General features: G+C 59.5%; 13 protein-coding genes. 11 read left to right on the top strand and 2 right to left on the bottom strand.

What is annotated here, in order from left to right; genetic code table 11:
- The first annotated feature begins 232 nt into the window (after positions 1-232).
- Together thiI and typA are read left to right on the top strand one after the other, a co-directional pair.
- Complete coding sequence (gene thiI / locus GIW79_RS04530) at positions 233-1,687, top strand: tRNA uracil 4-sulfurtransferase ThiI (protein WP_034125541.1); 1,455 nt, start codon at positions 233-235, stop codon at positions 1,685-1,687.
- A 139-nt stretch (positions 1,688-1,826) separates the two neighbouring features.
- Positions 1,827-3,647: a translational GTPase TypA gene (typA, locus tag GIW79_RS04525; RefSeq protein WP_014716526.1), complete on the top strand. Its 1,821-nt coding sequence runs from the start codon at positions 1,827-1,829 to the stop codon at positions 3,645-3,647.
- 207 nt (positions 3,648-3,854) lie between these two features.
- On the opposite strand, the gene GIW79_RS04520 is transcribed toward typA, so the two are convergent.
- On the bottom strand, positions 3,855-4,289 hold the full coding sequence (locus GIW79_RS04520; protein WP_003187815.1) for a YkgJ family cysteine cluster protein: 435 nt from the start codon (positions 4,287-4,289) through the stop codon (positions 3,855-3,857).
- Positions 4,290-4,526: 237 nt separating this feature from the next.
- Between GIW79_RS04520 and GIW79_RS04515 the strand changes: the two genes are divergently transcribed.
- From GIW79_RS04515 to GIW79_RS04500, 4 genes are all read left to right on the top strand, one after another.
- Entirely contained in the window at positions 4,527-6,977 is a 2,451-nt protein-coding gene (locus GIW79_RS04515) for a glycogen/starch/alpha-glucan phosphorylase (RefSeq protein WP_034125542.1), read from the top strand.
- Between the two features lie 229 nt (positions 6,978-7,206).
- The gene (locus GIW79_RS04510) at positions 7,207-8,217 is read left to right on the top strand and encodes a class 1 fructose-bisphosphatase (RefSeq protein WP_003187818.1); all 1,011 of its coding nucleotides are present in this window, start codon (positions 7,207-7,209) and stop codon (positions 8,215-8,217) included.
- Positions 8,218-8,393: 176 nt separating this feature from the next.
- Positions 8,394-8,648 (top strand): hypothetical protein, encoded by a 255-nt coding sequence (locus tag GIW79_RS04505; RefSeq protein ID WP_003187823.1) that lies wholly within the window; start codon positions 8,394-8,396, stop codon positions 8,646-8,648.
- Positions 8,649-8,678: 30 nt separating this feature from the next.
- Positions 8,679-9,248: a lipocalin family protein gene (locus tag GIW79_RS04500; RefSeq protein ID WP_034117302.1), complete on the top strand. Its 570-nt coding sequence runs from the start codon at positions 8,679-8,681 to the stop codon at positions 9,246-9,248.
- Positions 9,249-9,373: 125 nt separating this feature from the next.
- On the opposite strand, the gene GIW79_RS04495 is transcribed toward GIW79_RS04500, so the two are convergent.
- On the bottom strand, positions 9,374-10,738 hold the full coding sequence (locus GIW79_RS04495; protein WP_236454274.1) for a formimidoylglutamate deiminase: 1,365 nt from the start codon (positions 10,736-10,738) through the stop codon (positions 9,374-9,376).
- A gap of 147 nt (positions 10,739-10,885) precedes the next feature.
- On the opposite strand from GIW79_RS04495, the gene hutC reads away from it, so the two are divergent.
- The 5 genes from hutC to GIW79_RS04470 all read left to right on the top strand — a co-directional run bounded on the left by hutC (position 10,886) and on the right by GIW79_RS04470 (position 16,866).
- Positions 10,886-11,596: a histidine utilization repressor gene (gene hutC, locus GIW79_RS04490; RefSeq protein WP_230182974.1), complete on the top strand. Its 711-nt coding sequence runs from the start codon at positions 10,886-10,888 to the stop codon at positions 11,594-11,596.
- Positions 11,593-12,153, top strand: coding sequence for a HutD/Ves family protein (locus GIW79_RS04485; RefSeq protein ID WP_054897539.1), 561 nt, complete (start codon positions 11,593-11,595; stop codon positions 12,151-12,153). The genes hutC and GIW79_RS04485 overlap by 4 nt, the downstream gene beginning before the upstream one ends.
- Positions 12,154-12,537: 384 nt before the next feature.
- A complete protein-coding gene (gene hutU, locus GIW79_RS04480) occupies positions 12,538-14,208 on the top strand; it encodes a urocanate hydratase (protein ID WP_054897538.1) in 1,671 nt (556 codons plus the stop codon).
- 177 nt (positions 14,209-14,385) lie between these two features.
- Complete coding sequence (locus GIW79_RS04475; RefSeq protein ID WP_034125547.1) at positions 14,386-15,831, top strand: purine-cytosine permease family protein; 1,446 nt, start codon at positions 14,386-14,388, stop codon at positions 15,829-15,831.
- A gap of 69 nt (positions 15,832-15,900) precedes the next feature.
- The gene (locus tag GIW79_RS04470) at positions 15,901-16,866 is read left to right on the top strand and encodes an ABC transporter substrate-binding protein (protein WP_032893997.1); all 966 of its coding nucleotides are present in this window, start codon (positions 15,901-15,903) and stop codon (positions 16,864-16,866) included.
- The last annotated feature ends 5 nt before the right edge of the window (positions 16,867-16,871 follow it).

Genomic DNA, 16,871 nt, shown 5'->3' with positions numbered 1-16,871 from the left:
AGCAAATTGCATGCCAGTGCGCCAACATGGCCGTTTTGCCTCAAAATGGCCCCTATAACGGTGCAATCGGCAAAAACGGCATAAATCGCGCACTGCAATGTAGCGTTTATTTGTGTAAATGACCCGTTTTGGTGCATTGCGTATGCAATGCATATTAACTGGTTAAACCTTGAGCGATTTCCGCTATAATCCGCGCCCCCCTTTTTCAGCAGGCCCGGCGCGCGCTGTTTCCATGAAATTAATCGTTAAAGTCTTCCCCGAGATCACCATCAAAAGCCGACCGGTACGGACGCGTTTCATCCGTCAGTTGGCCAAGAACATCCGTGCCGTGCTCCGTGACCTGGACCCGGCTGTGGTGGTGAACGGCGTGTGGGACAACCTCGAGCTGGAAACCCGCATTACCGACGCCAAAGCCTTGAAGGACATGACCGAGCGCCTGAGCTGCATGCCGGGCATCGCGCATTTCCTGCAGGTGGATGAGTACCCGCTGGGCGACTTCGACGACATCACCGAAAAGTGCAAGCAGCACTACGGTAGTGCGCTTGAAGGCAAGATTTTTTCGGTGCGCTGCAAGCGTGCCGGCAAGCATCCGTTCAGCTCCATGGACGTCGAGAAATACGTCGGCAGCAAGCTGCGTCGCGAGTGCGGTGCCGCTGGAATTTCCCTGAAAGCGCCACAAATTGAAGTGCGCATGGAAATTCGCGACCAACGGTTGTTCGTGATCCACAGCCAGCACAACAGCATCGGCGGCTACCCGCTGGGTGCCCTGGAACAGACCCTGGTATTGATGTCCGGCGGTTTCGATTCCACGGTTGCGGCCTACCAGATCATGCGTCGCGGCCTGATGAGCCACTTCTGCTTCTTCAACCTGGGCGGGCGTGCACATGAATTGGGCGTGATGGAAGTTGCGCACTTTATCTGGAAGAAATACGGCAGCTCCCAACGCGTGCTATTTGTAAGCGTACCGTTCGAGGAAGTGCTGGGCGAAATTCTCGGCAAAGTCGATAACAGTCATATGGGCGTAGTATTGAAGCGTATGATGTTGCGCGCTGCGTCCCGAATCGCCGATCAATTGCAGATCGACGCCCTGGTGACCGGCGAAGCGATTTCCCAGGTTTCCAGCCAGACGCTGCCTAACCTGTCGATCATTGACTGCGTGACCGAGAAGCTGGTGCTACGCCCGCTGATCGCCAGCCACAAGCAGGACATCATCGACCTGGCAGAGCAAATCGGCACCGCCGACTTTGCCAAGCATATGCCTGAATACTGCGGGGTCATTTCGGTGAACCCCAAGACCCACGCCAAGCGTCACCGCGTGGAGCATGAAGAGAAAGAATTCGACATGGCGATTCTGGAGCGTGCGCTCGAGAACGCCAAGCTGGTGCCAATCGATCGAGTGATCGACGAATTGGGCCAGGATGTGCAGATCGAAGAAGTCAGCGAAGCCCTGGCGGGCCAGATCGTCGTCGACATCCGTCATCCGGATGCCGCCGAAGACGAGCCGCTGGAAATCGCTGGCATCGACGTGCAAACGCTGCCGTTCTACGCACTGAACGCGCGTTTCAAGGAACTGGATAACAGCCGTCAGTACCTGTTGTATTGCGACAAAGGCGTGATGAGTCGCCTGCATGCCCACCATTTGCTCAGTGAGGGGCATGCCAATGTGCGCGTTTATCGACCGAGCTAAGAGCCCGGGGCTGTTTGCCTGTGGCCTGCGTCACCGGCCCCCCGACTCTGCCGTCAAGCTGTAACGGCAAGGCCTGACTCTACTGTTAATCGCTGCCACGACCTGTCAGCACACCGAATCCTCTGATCGAGATACACAAGTGATCGAAAATCTACGTAACATCGCCATCATTGCTCACGTTGACCATGGTAAAACCACCCTGGTAGACAAACTCCTGCGTCAATCCGGCACCCTGGAGCGCAACGAGCTCAACGACGAGCGCGTGATGGACTCCAACGACCAGGAAAAAGAGCGCGGTATTACCATCCTGGCAAAAAACACCGCTATCAACTGGAACGGCTACCACATCAACATCGTGGATACCCCGGGCCACGCCGACTTCGGCGGCGAAGTAGAGCGCGTAATGTCGATGGTTGACTCCGTTCTGCTGCTGGTTGACGCTCAAGACGGCCCTATGCCGCAAACCCGTTTCGTGACCAAGAAGGCTTTCGAAGCCGGCCTGCGTCCGATCGTGTGCATCAACAAGGTTGACCGTCCAGGCGCGCGTCCGGACTGGGTTCTGGACCAGATCTTCGATCTGTTCGACAACCTGGGTGCCACCGAAGAACAGCTGGACTTCCAAGTCATCTACGCTTCGGCCCTGAACGGTATTGCTGGTCTTGACCACACCGACATGGCTGAAGACATGACTCCGCTGTACCAGTCGATCGTCGACAACGTACCAGCACCGAAAGTCGACCGTGAAGGCCCGTTCCAGATGCAAATCTCGGCACTGGACTACAACAGCTTCCTGGGTGTTATCGGCGTTGGCCGTATCGCTCGTGGTAGCGTCAAGCCGAACACCCCGGTTGTCGCTATCGGCGCTGACGGCAAGAAGCGTAACGGTCGTATCCTGAAGCTGATGGGTCACCACGGCCTGCACCGCATCGACGTTGAAGAAGCTTTCGCTGGCGACATCGTATGCGTGAGCGGTATGGACTCGCTGTTCATCTCCGACACCCTGTGCCAGCCGGACAACGTCGAGGCGATGAAGCCTCTGACCGTTGACGAGCCAACCGTTTCCATGACCTTCCAGGTAAACGACTCGCCTTTCTGCGGTAAAGAAGGCAAGTTCGTGACCTCCCGTAACATCAAGGAGCGTCTGGACAAGGAGCTGCTGTACAACGTTGCTCTGCGCGTTGAAGAAGGCGACTCGGCTGACAAGTTCAAGGTCTCCGGCCGTGGTGAGCTGCACCTCTCGGTACTGATCGAAACCATGCGTCGCGAAGGCTTCGAAATGGGTGTTGGTCGTCCGGAAGTGATCATCCGTCAGGTTGACGGCGTGAAGCAGGAACCGTTCGAAAACGTCACCATCGACACCCCGGAAGAGTCCCAGGGCAAGGTCATGGAAGAGATGGGCCTGCGTAAGGGCGACCTGACCAACATGGTGCCGGATGGCAAAGGCCGTGTGCGTCTGGAATACAACATCCCTGCTCGTGGTCTGATCGGTTTCCGTAACCAGTTCCTGACCCTGACCAACGGTGCTGGCATCCTGACCTCGATCTTCGATCGCTACGACACCATGAAGTCCGGCGACATGTCCGGCCGTCAGAACGGTGTTCTGGTATCGGTAGAAACCGGCAAGGCGCTGACCTACTCCCTGGAAACCCTCCAGGCGCGTGGCAAGCTGTTCGTTGAACACGGTCAAGAGATCTACAACGGCCAGATCGTTGGTCTGAACAGCCGCGACAACGACATGGGCGTGAACCCAACCAAAGGCAAGAAGCTCGACAACATGCGTGCTTCGGGCAAAGACGAAACCATCGCTCTGGTTCCACCTGTTCGCTTCACCCTGGAACAGGCCCTGGAATTCATCCAGGACGACGAGCTGTGCGAAGTCACGCCTAAGTCGATCCGCCTGCGTAAGAAGATCCTGGACGAAGGCGAGCGTACCCGCGCTGCCAAGAAAGCCAAGAACTGAGTTAACTCAGGCTGAATGAAAAACGCCCCCGGTCGAAAGGCCGGGGGCGTTTTTTTATGCCTGCAGTTTGTGTGTTGTGATCGTTCCCACGCTCCGCGTGGGAACGCCGCGTGGGACGCTCCGCGTCCTGCTTTCAAGAGCGGACGCAGAGCGTCCACAGCTGCATTCCCACGCAGAGCGTGGGAACGATCAAAAACAAAATCCGGATCAGAACTTGTCGAGGGTCTTGAAGTTAGTCTCGCGCACCACTTCCTTGGGCTTATACGCGCAATACCCCGGCCGCGGCCCGATTTTCGGGTGGTTGCGGCACGTATCCGGGCGCTTGTCATAAATAGTGCAAAAGCGCGTCTTACGATCCAGGTACAGGCAGTCGTTGTTGCTCATGCGCTGCAGGGTAAAAATTTCGGACTTGTTGTTGTACCGCTCGACGATGCCTTCTTTCTGCAAACGCTTGGCGATGTTCTTCGGCGGATCGCCGCGCTCGAACTCATCGACGATGCCAATGCGGATCAGGTCCTTGATCTTCACCTCCACCGGCAGCGTGCAGCAGCTGGACACGCAGCCGCCGCACATATGGGCGGAATATTTCTGCCAGGTCTCTAGACGGTCGAGTTCCGCGGCGGCGATCAGTTGAGGCTTCATCAAGGTTCCAAGGTGGGGCGTTATCCGGGCGCGCGATCATACCGGGATTGGTGGTTTTTTGAACAATATTTTGCAGGTTTCAGCTCAAAGGTTTAGCCACGGTCTGATCGGGCACGACCCCTGCATCAAATTCAGCCCATGGCGAATGAGTTAAAAAACTGCCGAACCAGCACGTCTACCGTCTGTCAGACCGACTAGGCTCTAGCAACTCCTTCAATCTCGCCCGAGGTCGCACCGATGTCTCAGGAACCGCTTGCACGAGAAGCAGAGGTAGCCGCATTCCGCGATGCTGTCTTGACCAAACTCACCTACGCGGTGGGCAAGGACCCGGATCACGCCTTCGACCATGATTGGTTCGAAGCCATTGCGCTGGCCGCCCGCGACCAGATGGTCGATCACTGGATGGACCACACGCGGCGTATTTATCGCAAAGGCCAGAAGCGGGTTTATTACCTCTCCCTGGAATTTCTCATCGGCCGCTTGCTCTACGACAGCCTGAGCAACCTGGGTGTGCTGGAGATCGCTCGCGAAGCGCTGTCGGAGCTGGGCGTCGATCTGGAGCGCATCCGCCTGCTGGAGCCCGACGCGGCGCTCGGCAACGGTGGCCTGGGCCGGCTGGCGGCGTGCTTTATGGAAAGCATGTCGACCCTCGGCATTGCTGGCCACGGCTATGGCATTCGTTATGAACACGGCCTGTTCCGCCAGGCCATTGTCGACGGTTGGCAGCAGGAACAGACCGAACGCTGGCTGGATTTCGGTAACCCTTGGGAATTCGAGCGCGCCGAAGTGATTTACCCGATTGGCTTTGGCGGCAGCGTCGAAACCGTTGCGGACGCCTCCGGCAAGATGATCCAGGTATGGTCGCCCAACGAAACCGTACGTGCTGTTGCCTATGACACGCCGGTCGTCGGTTGGCGCGGCGCCAGCGTCAACACCCTGCGCCTATGGCGTGCGCGGGCTGTAGAAGACCTGCATCTGGAGCGCTTCAACGCCGGTGACCACTTGGGCGCCGTCGCCGAGGTGGCCCGTGCCGAAAGCATCTCCCGAGTGCTTTACCCGGCCGACAGCACCGAAGCAGGGCAGGAGCTGCGCCTGCGCCAGGAATATTTCTTCGTCTCCGCGTCCCTGCAGGATTTGCTGCGCCGCCACAAGAACATGCACGGTTCGGTGCTCAGCCTGGGCGAGCACGCCGCCATCCAGCTCAACGACACCCACCCGTCCATCGCCGTGGCCGAGTTGATGCGCCAACTGGTCGACCTGCACGATGTACCGTGGGAAGCCGCGTGGGATGTCACCGTCGAGACCCTTTCGTACACCAACCACACCTTGCTGCCCGAGGCCCTGGAAACCTGGCCTGTCGGTTTGATGGAGCGCATGCTGCCGCGGCACATGCAGATCATCTACCTGATCAACGCCCAGCACATCGACTCGCTGCGTGCCAAAGGCATCCACGACTTTGATGTCTTGCGCGCTGTGTCGCTGATCGAAGAAGACAACGGCCGCCGCGTGCGCATGGGCAACCTGGCATTCCTGGGCTCCCATAGCGTCAACGGCGTGTCCGGTTTGCATACCCAGCTAATGCGCAGCACGGTGTTCTCCGAACTGCACAAGCTCTACCCCGAGCGCATCAACAACAAAACCAACGGCATTACCTTCCGTCGCTGGTTGTACCAGGCCAACCCCAAGTTGACCGATATGCTGGTGGAAGCCCTGGGCCCGGATATTCTGGACCAGCCCGAGCAGCGTCTTATCGAGTTGGAACCCTTTGCCGAGAAACCGGCCTTCCGCAAAGCGTTCGCTGAACAGCGCCTGCACAGCAAGCGCGCACTGGCGCAGATCATCCATGAGCGCCTGGGCATTGCGATCAACCCGGCGGCGATGTTCGACGTGCAGGTCAAGCGCATCCATGAATACAAGCGCCAACTGCTCAACCTGCTGCACACTGTGGCGCTGTACCAGGCGATCCGTGCCGAGCCGGGCATCGATTGGGTGCCGCGGGTGAAGATCTTCGCGGGTAAGGCAGCGGCCAGTTATCACCAGGCCAAGCTGATCATCAAGCTGACCAACGACATCGCCCGCACCGTCAACAACGACCCGACCGTACGCGGCCTGCTCAAGGTGGTGTTCCTGCCCAACTACAACGTCAGCCTGGCGGAAAGCATCATTCCGGCAGCGGATTTGTCGGAGCAGATTTCCACCGCCGGTTTCGAAGCGTCCGGCACCAGCAACATGAAGTTCGGCCTCAACGGCGCGCTGACCATCGGCACCATGGACGGCGCCAACGTGGAGATGCACGAGCGGGTCGGCGCCGAGCACATGTTTATCTTTGGCCTCAGCGCCCAGCAGGTAGAAGCCCGCAAGCACGCCGGCGAGTTCAGCGCCGGGCCGGACATCGCCGCGTCCCATCGCTTGAACGACGTGCTGCAAGCGATCCGTGGTGGGGTATTTTCGCCGGATGACCCGGGCCGCTATGTGGGCCTGATCGATGGGCTGATCGACTACGATCGCTTCCTGGTGTGTGCCGACTTTGACGCCTACTGGGACGCGCAGGCGCGGGTCGAGGCGCATTGGCACGACTCCAAGGCCTGGTGGCGCTCGGCGGTGCTCAACACGGCGCGCATGGGGTGGTTCAGCTCTGACCGCACCATCCGCGAGTACGCCACCGAGATCTGGAAAGCCCTCGACTAACTGATACCCCTGTAGGAGCGAGCTTGCTCGCGAAGAGCTCCAACGATAACGCGTGCTTGCTGAATGAACGCGGCGCGTGTGAGTTTTTCGCGAGCAAGCTCGCTCCTACAGAGGGCTATTGCGTTGGGTCGTGAACTCTATTGGCGTTAAATCCTCTGATTAGAGGAAATCAGCCCCGACTCGCGCTAAACTGCGCGGGTTTTTAGCCCCCCATTCTCCGGAGCCGTCCATGTCCCGCGTTACCTTGAGTCGCTATTTGATCGAGCAGACCCGCAGCAACAACACGCCTGCCGATCTGCGCTTCCTTATCGAAGTGGTGGCGCGTGCTTGCAAGGAAATCAGCCACGCCGTTTCCAAAGGCGCACTGGGCGGTGTCCTGGGCAGCATGGGCACTGAAAACGTGCAGGGCGAAGTGCAGAAGAAACTGGACGTTCTGTCCAACGAAATCCTGCTCGAAGCCAACGAATGGGGCGGCCACCTGGCCGGCATGGCGTCCGAAGAAATGGACAATGCCTACCAGATCCCAGGCAAATACCCGAAAGGCGCATACCTGCTGGTATTCGACCCACTGGACGGTTCGTCCAACATCGACATCAACGCACCGGTCGGCACCATCTTCTCGGTACTGCGTTGCCCCAACGAATACCTGAGCCAGAACGAAGCCCTGAACGAAAAGGCCTTCCTGCAGCCAGGCACCGAGCAGGTTGCTGCCGGCTATGCGATCTACGGCCCACAGACCATGCTGGTGCTGACCCTGGGCGACGGCGTCAAGGGCTTCACCCTGGACCGTGAAATGGGCAGCTTCGTGCTGACCCACGAAGACATTTCGATTCCTGCTTCTACCCAGGAATTTGCCATCAACATGTCCAACCAGCGCCACTGGGAAGAACCGGTGAAGCGCTACGTCAACGAGCTGATGGAAGGCGAAGAAGGCCCGCTGAAGAAGAACTTCAACATGCGCTGGGTGGCCGCGATGGTTGCCGACGTACACCGCATCCTGACCCGTGGTGGGCTGTTCATGTACCCACGCGACAGCCGCGAGCCGTCCAAGCCAGGCAAGCTGCGCCTGATGTACGAAGCCAACCCGATGTCGTTTTTGGTTGAACAGGCAGGCGGTGCGTCCACCGACGGCCACCAGCGCATCCTCGACATTCAGCCTGAAGGCCTGCACCAGCGTGTGGCGGTATTCCTGGGTTCGAAGGAAGAAGTTGAGCGCGTGACGGCCTATCACAAGAAGTAAGCCGTAACGAGCGGTGAGCCGCTGTATTGTGAGATGGATCACCGTTAAAGAAGCCCCGAAACGTTTCAGCGTTTTCGGGGCTTTTTTGTTTTCGCTCGTCGGGAACCAGACACCCCTTTTCCCTTCTAAGCTTCTGGCAGATACCCCAGCTGCTTTGTCTCTCCAGGAGCTTTTCCATGTCTATACGCCGTCTCGCCCTGCTGGCTTTTTGCGTGCTCTTAGCCGCTTGCAGCAAGGTCACCCAAGAAAACTACCAAAAGCTCTCGGCCGGCATGGCCAAGGCCGAGGTGGAGTCGTTGCTGGGTAAGCCAACCGATTGTTCCGGCGCACTGGGCATGTCCAGCTGCACCTGGGGCGATAAAAACAGCTTTATCAGCGTGCAGTACGCCGGTGACAAAGTTCTGATGTTTTCCGGGCAAGGCCTGAAGTAAACCGGGGCGCGAGCCTGCGGGAGAAGAAGAATGATGCGTTTTGTTTTGTTCCTTTGCGCCAGCCTGTTTTTGGCGGGCTGCGCCAGCCATTCTGGCGATGATCTGCAACCCAAGACTGCGAGCAACGTCAACCTCAAGCGTTACCAGGGCACCTGGTATGAGTTGGCCCGGTTGCCGATGTACTTCCAGCGCAACTGTGCGCAATCCGAAGCCCGCTACACCTTGCTGCCTGATGGTGACATGTCGGTTTTCAACCGCTGCCTGACGCCTGAGTGGAAGTGGCAAGAGGCCAAAGGCACGGCAACGCCGCAGGTGCCAGGCAAGACCGACAAACTGTGGGTGGAATTCAATAACTGGTTTACATCGCTGTTGCCGGGCGTTGCCAAGGGCGACTACTGGGTGCTGTATGTCAGCGATGACTACAAGACCGCCATCGTCGGCAGCCCGAGCCGTCGCTATATGTGGATCCTGTCGCGCACGCCGACGGTGAGTGCCGATACCCGCGAAGACCTGCTGAGCAGGGCGCGACAGCAAGGCTATGACACCACGCGGTTGATCTGGCGCACGTCGGATAAGCAGATGGCGAAGACGTCTCAGTAATTTGCGGCCCCTCAATCAAATGTGGGAGCTGGCTTGCCTGCGATAGCATCAACCCGGTGTAACTGAAGCGCCGAGGTGTCTGTATCGCAGGCAAGCCAGCTCCCACAGTTGTTATGGGTTGGTCGTCAGTTCAGCAAGTCCTTCAGGACCTGGGTGAATGCCCGGCAGCTGTCTTCTTCGCCAGCATGATGCCCATCTCGCACCACCCATTTGCCATTGACCAGTACATCGCGTACTTGCCGATCACCACCGGCAAATAGCCAGCGGTTGAGAATTCCATCCTCACTGGCCGTCGCCAAGTACGGGTCGCTACCGTCCAGCACTATCCAGTCCGCACGCTTGCCCACTTGCAATCGACCAATCGGCTGGCCCAGCGCTTGTGCGCCACCGTCCAGCGCAGCATCGAACAGCGTGCGACCCACCATCGGCTGATCGCTGCGATATAGGCGGTTGCGCCGTTGATCGCGCAGGCGCTGGCCATATTCCAGCCAACGCAGTTCTTCCACCACGCTCAGTGACACATGGCTGTCGGAACCGATGCCCATGCGGCCGCCCTGAGCGAGGAAGTCCACCGCCGGAAAAATCCCATCGCCCAGGTTGGCTTCGGTGGTCAGGCACAAACCGGCAATCGCTCGGCTGTTTGCCATGCGGGTGACTTCATCGGCATCGGCATGGGTGGCATGCACCAGGCACCAGCGATCATCCACCTCGACGTTGTCATACAGCCACTGCAACGGGCGCTTGCCGCTCCAGGCCAGGCAATCGTCGACTTCCTTTTGCTGTTCGGCGATGTGGATATGCACCGGGCAGTTTTTGTCACTGGCGCCCAGCACGGTATGGATTTGTTCGGGGGTTACGGCGCGCAGGGAGTGGAAGCACAGGCCCAGTTGCTGCGCCGGTTGTGCCGCCAGAATGGGCTGCAGGCGTGCTTGCAGGTTCAAGTAGTGTTCCGTGCTGTTGATAAACCGTCGCTGGCCTTCATTCGGCGCTTGGCCACCAAAACCCGCGTGGGTGTAGAGCACCGGCAGCAAGGTCAGGCCGATCCCACTGCTGGCGGCCGCCTGGCTGATCTGGCGGGACAGCTCCGTACGGTCGGCATAGGGCTGGCCGCTGAGATCGTGGTGCACGTAATGAAACTCGGCCACCGAGGTGTAGCCGGCCTTGAGCATTTCGATATACAGCTGACGGGCGATGACCTGTAACTGCTCGGGGTTGATCTTGCCGACCATGCGGTACATCAAGTCGCGCCAGGTCCAGAAGCTGTCATTGGGGTTGCCGGCCACTTCGGCCAAGCCCGCCATGGCGCGCTGGAAGGCATGGGAATGCAGGTTCGGCATGCCCGCCAACACCGGACCCCTGAGCCGTTCCGCGCCATCTGCACTGGCATTGGGCTCAACCTTTGTCAGCAAACCATCGGCGCTGACTTCAAGACGTACATCGTTGGCCCATCCATTAGGCAGCAGTGCGCGTTCGGCAAAGAAAGCGGACATGATCAAGGCACCCCGGTCGTGTGTTTATTTGTATATACATATACAGACGTTTGCCTGCTCGGTAAACTCCGGCAATCTATGCATCTTTTTCCCCTGCAAGGATTCCCTGTGCCGACTCCGCCCGCCAACTCTTCGCTGGCTGCCCACATGGACGAAAGTCCGGCGCCCTTGTATGCCCGCGTCAAACAGATGATCAGCCAGCAGATCCTCAACGGCAACTGGCCGCCCCATTACCGCGTGCCGTCGGAAAGCGAGCTGGTCAGCGAGTTGGGCTTCAGCCGCATGACTATCAACCGCGCCCTGCGCGAGCTGACCGCCGAAGGCTTGTTGGTGCGTATGCAAGGCGTGGGTACCTTCGTGGCCGAGCCCAAGAGCCAGTCGGCCCTGTTTGAAGTGCACAACATCGCCGATGAAATCGCCTCCCGTGGGCATCGGCACACTTGCCAGGTCATCACCCTGGGCGAAGAAGCTGCTGGTTCCGAGCGCGCCGTCGCCTTGGAAATGCGCGAAGGCGGGCGGGTGTTCCACTCGTTGATCGTGCATTACGAGAACGACATTCCTGTGCAAATCGAAGACCGTTTCGTCAACGCCCTGGTCGCGCCGGAATACCTACAGCAGGACTTCACCCAGCAAACCCCGTATGCCTATTTGAACCAGGTCGCGCCGTTGACTGAGGGTGAGCATGTGGTTGAGGCGATTCTCGCCGATGCCGCCGAGTGCAAGTTGTTGCAGATCGAGCCGAGCGAGCCGTGCCTGTTGATTCGCCGACGCACCTGGTCGGGTCGCCAGCCGGTGACTGCGGCGCGGTTGATCCACCCCGGTTCCCGTCACAGCCTCGAAGGACGCTTCAGTAAATGAGTGAGATCAACGTCTGGCGCGCCGCCGACTACGTGCGCATGCCGTGGAAGAACGGCGGCGGCAGTACCGAAGAAATCAGTCGCGACGCCGGCACCGGCCTGGAGGGCTTTGGCTGGCGTTTGTCGATTGCCGATATCGCCGAGTCGGGTGGGTTTTCCACCTTCGCCGGTTACCAGCGCGTGATTACGGTGATCAAAGGCGCCGGCATGGTGCTGACCGTAGACGGTGAGGAGCAGCGCGGGTTGTTACCGTTGCAGCCGTTCGCGTTCAAGGGCGAAAGCCAGGTGTCATGCCGTTTGATCACCGGGCCGATTCGCGACTTCAATCTGATCTATTCGCCCGAGCGTTACCATGCACGCTTGCAGTGGATGGATGGCGTGCAGCAGTTTTTCAGTACTGCGCAGACGGTGCTGGTTTTCAGCGTGGCGGACGAAGTGAAGGTGCTGGGCGAGAAGCTCGGCCACCACGATTGCCTGCAAGTGGACGGTAACACTGAACTGCTGGAAATATCGGTCACAGGCCGCTGCTGCATCATCGAACTGACCGCACGCGGTTAAAAACTGTGGGGCTTGCCTGCGATAGCGGTGTATCAGCCTAGGATGTGCTGACTGACACACCGCTATCGTAGGCAAGCCAGCTCCCACATTTGTTTGTGCGCTGTTCCCAAGACCGCGCACCAATTTGTTACCGAACGCCCCAGCGTGACGCAAAGCCACGCTGTCGTGACAAATCCTCTTTGCTGTAAAACGCCTCCGTAAGAAATTTCATCAAACCTCCAAGCCTTGATTATCAAGGCTTGCGCGCGCCTTTGGAAAAAATCTGCGAGGCTCATTTCAAAAGTTGGCCGCTCGATTGCATATGCTTGTACATACAAGTAAAGATGTGTGCGTAAGACTTCGCACCATCCATGTTCGCGCATCGATCGCCGAGGAGTCCTAGCTGTGACCAAGCCTACAAAATACCGTGACGTCGAAATCCGCGCCGCCCGCGGTAACAAGCTCACCGCCAAAAGCTGGCTGACCGAAGCGCCGCTGCGCATGCTGATGAACAACCTCGACCCACAAGTGGCCGAGAACCCCAAAGAACTGGTGGTGTACGGCGGTATCGGCCGTGCGGCGCGCAACTGGGAGTGCTACGACCAGATCGTCGAGAGCCTCACCAATCTGAACGACGACGAAACCCTGCTGGTGCAATCCGGTAAGCCGGTCGGCGTGTTCAAGACCCACAGCAACGCCCCGCGCGTGTTGATTGCCAACTCCAACCTGGTACCGCACTGGGCCAGTTGGGAGCATTTCAACGAACTGGATGCCAAGGGCCTGGCCATGTACGGCCAGATGACCGCCGGCAGCTGGATCTACATCGGCAGCCAGGGCATCGTTCAAGGCACCTACGAAACCTTCGTGGAAGCCGGCCGCCAGCATTACAACAGCGACCTGACCGGTCGCTGGGTGCTCACCGCCGGCCTCGGCGGCATGGGCGGCGCGCAGCCACTGGCCGCGACCCTGGCCGGCGCCTGCTCGCTGAACATCGAGTGCCAGCAAGTCAGCATCGACTTCCGCCTGAGCAGCCGCTACGTCGACGAGCAGGCCACCGACCTCGACGACGCCCTGGCGCGTATCGCCAAGTACACCAAGGAAGGCAAGGCCATCTCCATCGCCCTGCTGGGCAACGCCGCAGAGATCCTGCCGGAACTGGTCAAGCGCGGCGTGCGCCCGGACATGGTCACCGACCAGACCAGCGCCCACGACCCACTCAACGGCTACCTGCCGGCCGGCTGGACCTGGGACGAATACCGCGCTCGCGCCAAGACCGAGCCGGCCGCCGTGATCAAGGCCGCCAAGCAGTCGATGGCCGTCCACGTCAAAGCCATGCTCGAATTCCAGAAGCAAGGCATCCCGACCTTCGACTACGGCAACAACATCCGCCAGATGGCCCAGGAAGAGGGCGTGGAAAACGCGTTCGACTTCCCAGGTTTCGTACCGGCTTACATCCGCCCACTGTTCTGCCGTGGCATCGGCCCGTTCCGTTGGGCGGCGCTGTCCGGCGACCCGCAAGACATCTACAAGACCGACGCCAAAGTCAAAGAACTGATCCCGGACGATGCCCACCTGCACAACTGGCTGGACATGGCCCGCGAGCGCATCAGCTTCCAGGGCCTGCCGGCACGTATCTGCTGGGTCGGCCTGGGCCAGCGTGCCAAGTTGGGCCTGGCGTTCAACGAAATGGTGCGCAGCGGCGAGCTGTCCGCGCCGGTCGTGATCGGCCGTGATCACCTGGACTCCGGCTCGGTCGCCAGCCCGAACCGCGAAACCGAAGCCATGCAGGACGGCTCCGACGCTGTGTCCGACTGGCCACTGCTCAACGCCTTGCTCAACACCGCGAGCGGCGCCACCTGGGTCTCGCTGCACCATGGTGGCGGCGTGGGCATGGGCTTCTCCCAGCACTCGGGGATGGTGATTGTGTGCGACGGTACTGACGAAGCGGCCGAGCGGATTGCCCGCGTGCTGCACAACGACCCGGCGACCGGGGTGATGCGTCATGCGGATGCGGGTTACCAGATCGCTGTCGACTGCGCCAAGGAACAAGGCCTGAACCTGCCGATGATCAAGTAACTCAATGTGGGGTGGGCTTGTGTGGCGAGCAAGCTTGCTTGCGCTGGGGTGCGAAGCAGCCCCAAAAAGCCGGCTCCAGCTTCGCTGTCGAACGGGAGCAAGCTCCCTCGCCACAGCAAGCCAGCTCCCACAGAAGAGCAAGATGCATACAAAACAATCCATCAGAGGTTGAACAACATGGCTGCAAACGACACCACCCCGTTGATCGAGAAACGTTCGATCGACTACATCCCGGAAGCGGAAAGACATGGTCGTCTATTCAGTCAATTCACCCTGTGGATGGGTGCCAACCTGCAGATCACTGCGATTGTCACCGGGGCGTTGGCCGTGGTGCTGGGCGGTGATGTGTTCTGGTCGTTGATCGGCTTGCTCATCGGTCAACTGATCGGCGGTGGCGTCATGGCGCTGCATGCGGCGCAAGGGCCCAAGCTTGGCCTGCCGCAGATGATTTCCAGCCGGGTGCAGTTCGGCGTGTATGGGGCGGCCATTCCGATTGTGCTGGTGTGCTTGATGTACCTGGGTTTCACCGCCACCGGTACCGTGCTGTCGGGCCAGGCGCTGGGCCAGTTGTTCGGGGTCAGCGACAGCGTCGGCATCCTGATCTTCGCCAGTGTCATCGTGCTGGTCACGGTGCTGGGTTACCGAGTGATCCACTTCATCGGCCGGGTTGCCAGCCTGATTGGCGTGGTTGCCTTTGTGTACCTGTTCAGCCGCCTGATGAGCCAGACCGACGTTGGCGCGCTCCTGCAGATCCGCCACTTCAGCTGGAGCAGTTTTCTGCTGGCCGTGTCGCTGGCGGCCTCCTGGCAGATTGCGTTCGGCCCTTACGTGGCGGATTACTCGCGTTACCTGCCGAGCCACACGTCATCGGTTAAAACCTTTCTCGCTGCTGGCGCAGGTTCGGTCATCGGGGCCCAAGTGGCGATGGTCCTCGGCGTGTTTGCCGCGGCCATGTCCAACGGGCAGTTTGCCGGTCACGAGGTGGCGTACATCGTTGGCTTGAGCGGCACGGGGGCCACCGCTGCGTTGCTGTATTTCAGCATCGCGTTCGGCAAGGTCACCATCTCGACGCTCAATTCCTACGGCAGCTTCATGTGCATCGCCACTATCATCAGCGGCTTTCGTGGGCGTCTGGAGGTCACGCGTCTGCAGCGTCTGGTGTTCGTGTTGATGATCGTCGGCACGGCCACGCTGATCGCGTTGCTCGGCCAGCATTCGTTCCTCGGTGCATTCAAGTCGTTCATCCTGTTCCTGTTGGCGTTCTTTACGCCCTGGAGCGCGATCAACCTGGTGGATTACTACTGCATCACCCGCGAGCGTTATGACGTGCCGGCGCTGGCCGATCCGAACGGTCGCTACGGCCGCTGGAACCTGCTGGGCATCAGCGTCTATGTGTTCGGCGTACTGGTGCAGTTGCCGTTCATCTCCACCAAGTTCTACACCGGCCCCCTGGTGGCCGCGCTGGGTGATGTGGATATCTCCTGGATCATCGGCCTGGTACTGCCGGCGGCCCTGTATTACGTGTGTGCGAAAAAATGGCACGGCACGGTACCCGATCACCTGATCCTGCCAAAAGAGCAGGGCGCTTCACCCATAACAAACGAGCTGGCTGCACAAGCCTGATGGGACGTGGACAGGGCAGGACGCCTACTGACTGCCGTAATCCATTTCAAGATTGGGAGCGTCACAACAATGACTATGAATAAGACCTTGCTGGCTACTTTGTTCGCGGCTGGCGTGCTGGCAAGTGCCGGCGCCCAGGCGGCCGGTTGGTGCGAGTCGGGTAAACCGGTGAAATTCGCCGGCCTGAATTGGGAAAGCGGCATGTTGCTCACCGACATCCTGCAAACCGTGCTGGAAAAAGGCTACGACTGCAAAACCGACAGCTTGCCGGGCAATTCCATCACCATGGAAAACGCCCTGGGCAGCAACGACATCCAAGTGTTCGCCGAGGAGTGGGTAGGCCGCAGCGAGGTCTGGAACAAAGCCGAGAAGGCCGGAAAAGTCGTGGGCGTCGGGGCTCCGGTAGTCGGCGCGGTCGAAGGTTGGTACGTGCCGCGCTATGTGATCGAAGGCGACGCCAAGCGCAAGCTGGAAGCCAAGGCCCCGGACCTGAAAAGCATCGCCGACCTGGCCAAATACGCCTCGGTGTTCAAGGACCAGGAAGAGCCGTCCAAAGGCCGCTTCTACAACTGCCCGGCCGGCTGGACCTGCGAGCTGGACAACAGCGAAATGCTCAAGAGCTACGGCCTGGAAAGCACCTACACCAACTTCCGCCCGGGCACCGGCCCGGCGCTGGATGCGGCGGTGCTGTCGAGCTACAAGCGCGGCGAGCCGATCCTGTTCTACTACTGGTCACCCACACCGCTGATGGGCCAGGTCGACCTGGTCAAGTTGGAAGAGAAGCCCGGCGTGGACAAAACCGTGAGCATCAAGGTCGGCCTCTCCAAGACTTTCCACGAACAAGCCCCGGAGCTGGTGGCCGTGCTGGAAAAGGTCAACCTGCCCATCGACCTGCTGAACCAGAACCTGGGCCGCATGGCCAAGGAGCGGATCGAGTCGCCGAAACTGGCGAAAATATTCCTCAAGGAACATCCTGAAGTCTGGCACGCCTGGGTGAGCGAAGACGCAGCCAAGAAAATCGACGCGGCCTTGTAGGTCAA

It is taken from the genome of Pseudomonas sp. PA-7-1E (assembly GCF_021605325.1).
Taxonomy (GTDB): Bacteria; Pseudomonadota; Gammaproteobacteria; order Pseudomonadales; family Pseudomonadaceae; genus Aquipseudomonas; species Aquipseudomonas fluorescens_BV.
This window is presented reverse-complemented; position numbering and strand designations above follow the sequence as displayed.

Bases quoted from the DNA above. Each gene is read 5' to 3' on its own strand.
- GIW79_RS04515 (WP_034125542.1), top strand. From the start codon at position 4,527: ATGTCTCAGGAACCGCTTGCACGAGAAGCAGAGGTAGCCGCATTCCGC.
- hutC (WP_230182974.1), top strand. From the start codon at position 10,886: ATGGACGAAAGTCCGGCGCCCTTGTATGCCCGCGTCAAACAGATGATC.
- GIW79_RS04470 (WP_032893997.1), top strand. From the start codon at position 15,901: ATGACTATGAATAAGACCTTGCTGGCTACTTTGTTCGCGGCTGGCGTG.
- GIW79_RS04505 (WP_003187823.1), top strand. From the start codon at position 8,394: ATGTCTATACGCCGTCTCGCCCTGCTGGCTTTTTGCGTGCTCTTAGCC.
- GIW79_RS04520 (WP_003187815.1), bottom strand. From the start codon at position 4,289: ATGAAGCCTCAACTGATCGCCGCCGCGGAACTCGACCGTCTAGAGACC.
- thiI (WP_034125541.1), top strand. From the start codon at position 233: ATGAAATTAATCGTTAAAGTCTTCCCCGAGATCACCATCAAAAGCCGA.
- GIW79_RS04475 (WP_034125547.1), top strand. From the start codon at position 14,386: ATGGCTGCAAACGACACCACCCCGTTGATCGAGAAACGTTCGATCGAC.
- GIW79_RS04500 (WP_034117302.1), top strand. From the start codon at position 8,679: ATGATGCGTTTTGTTTTGTTCCTTTGCGCCAGCCTGTTTTTGGCGGGC.
- GIW79_RS04510 (WP_003187818.1), top strand. From the start codon at position 7,207: ATGTCCCGCGTTACCTTGAGTCGCTATTTGATCGAGCAGACCCGCAGC.
- GIW79_RS04495 (WP_236454274.1), bottom strand. From the start codon at position 10,738: ATGTCCGCTTTCTTTGCCGAACGCGCACTGCTGCCTAATGGATGGGCC.
- GIW79_RS04485 (WP_054897539.1), top strand. From the start codon at position 11,593: ATGAGTGAGATCAACGTCTGGCGCGCCGCCGACTACGTGCGCATGCCG.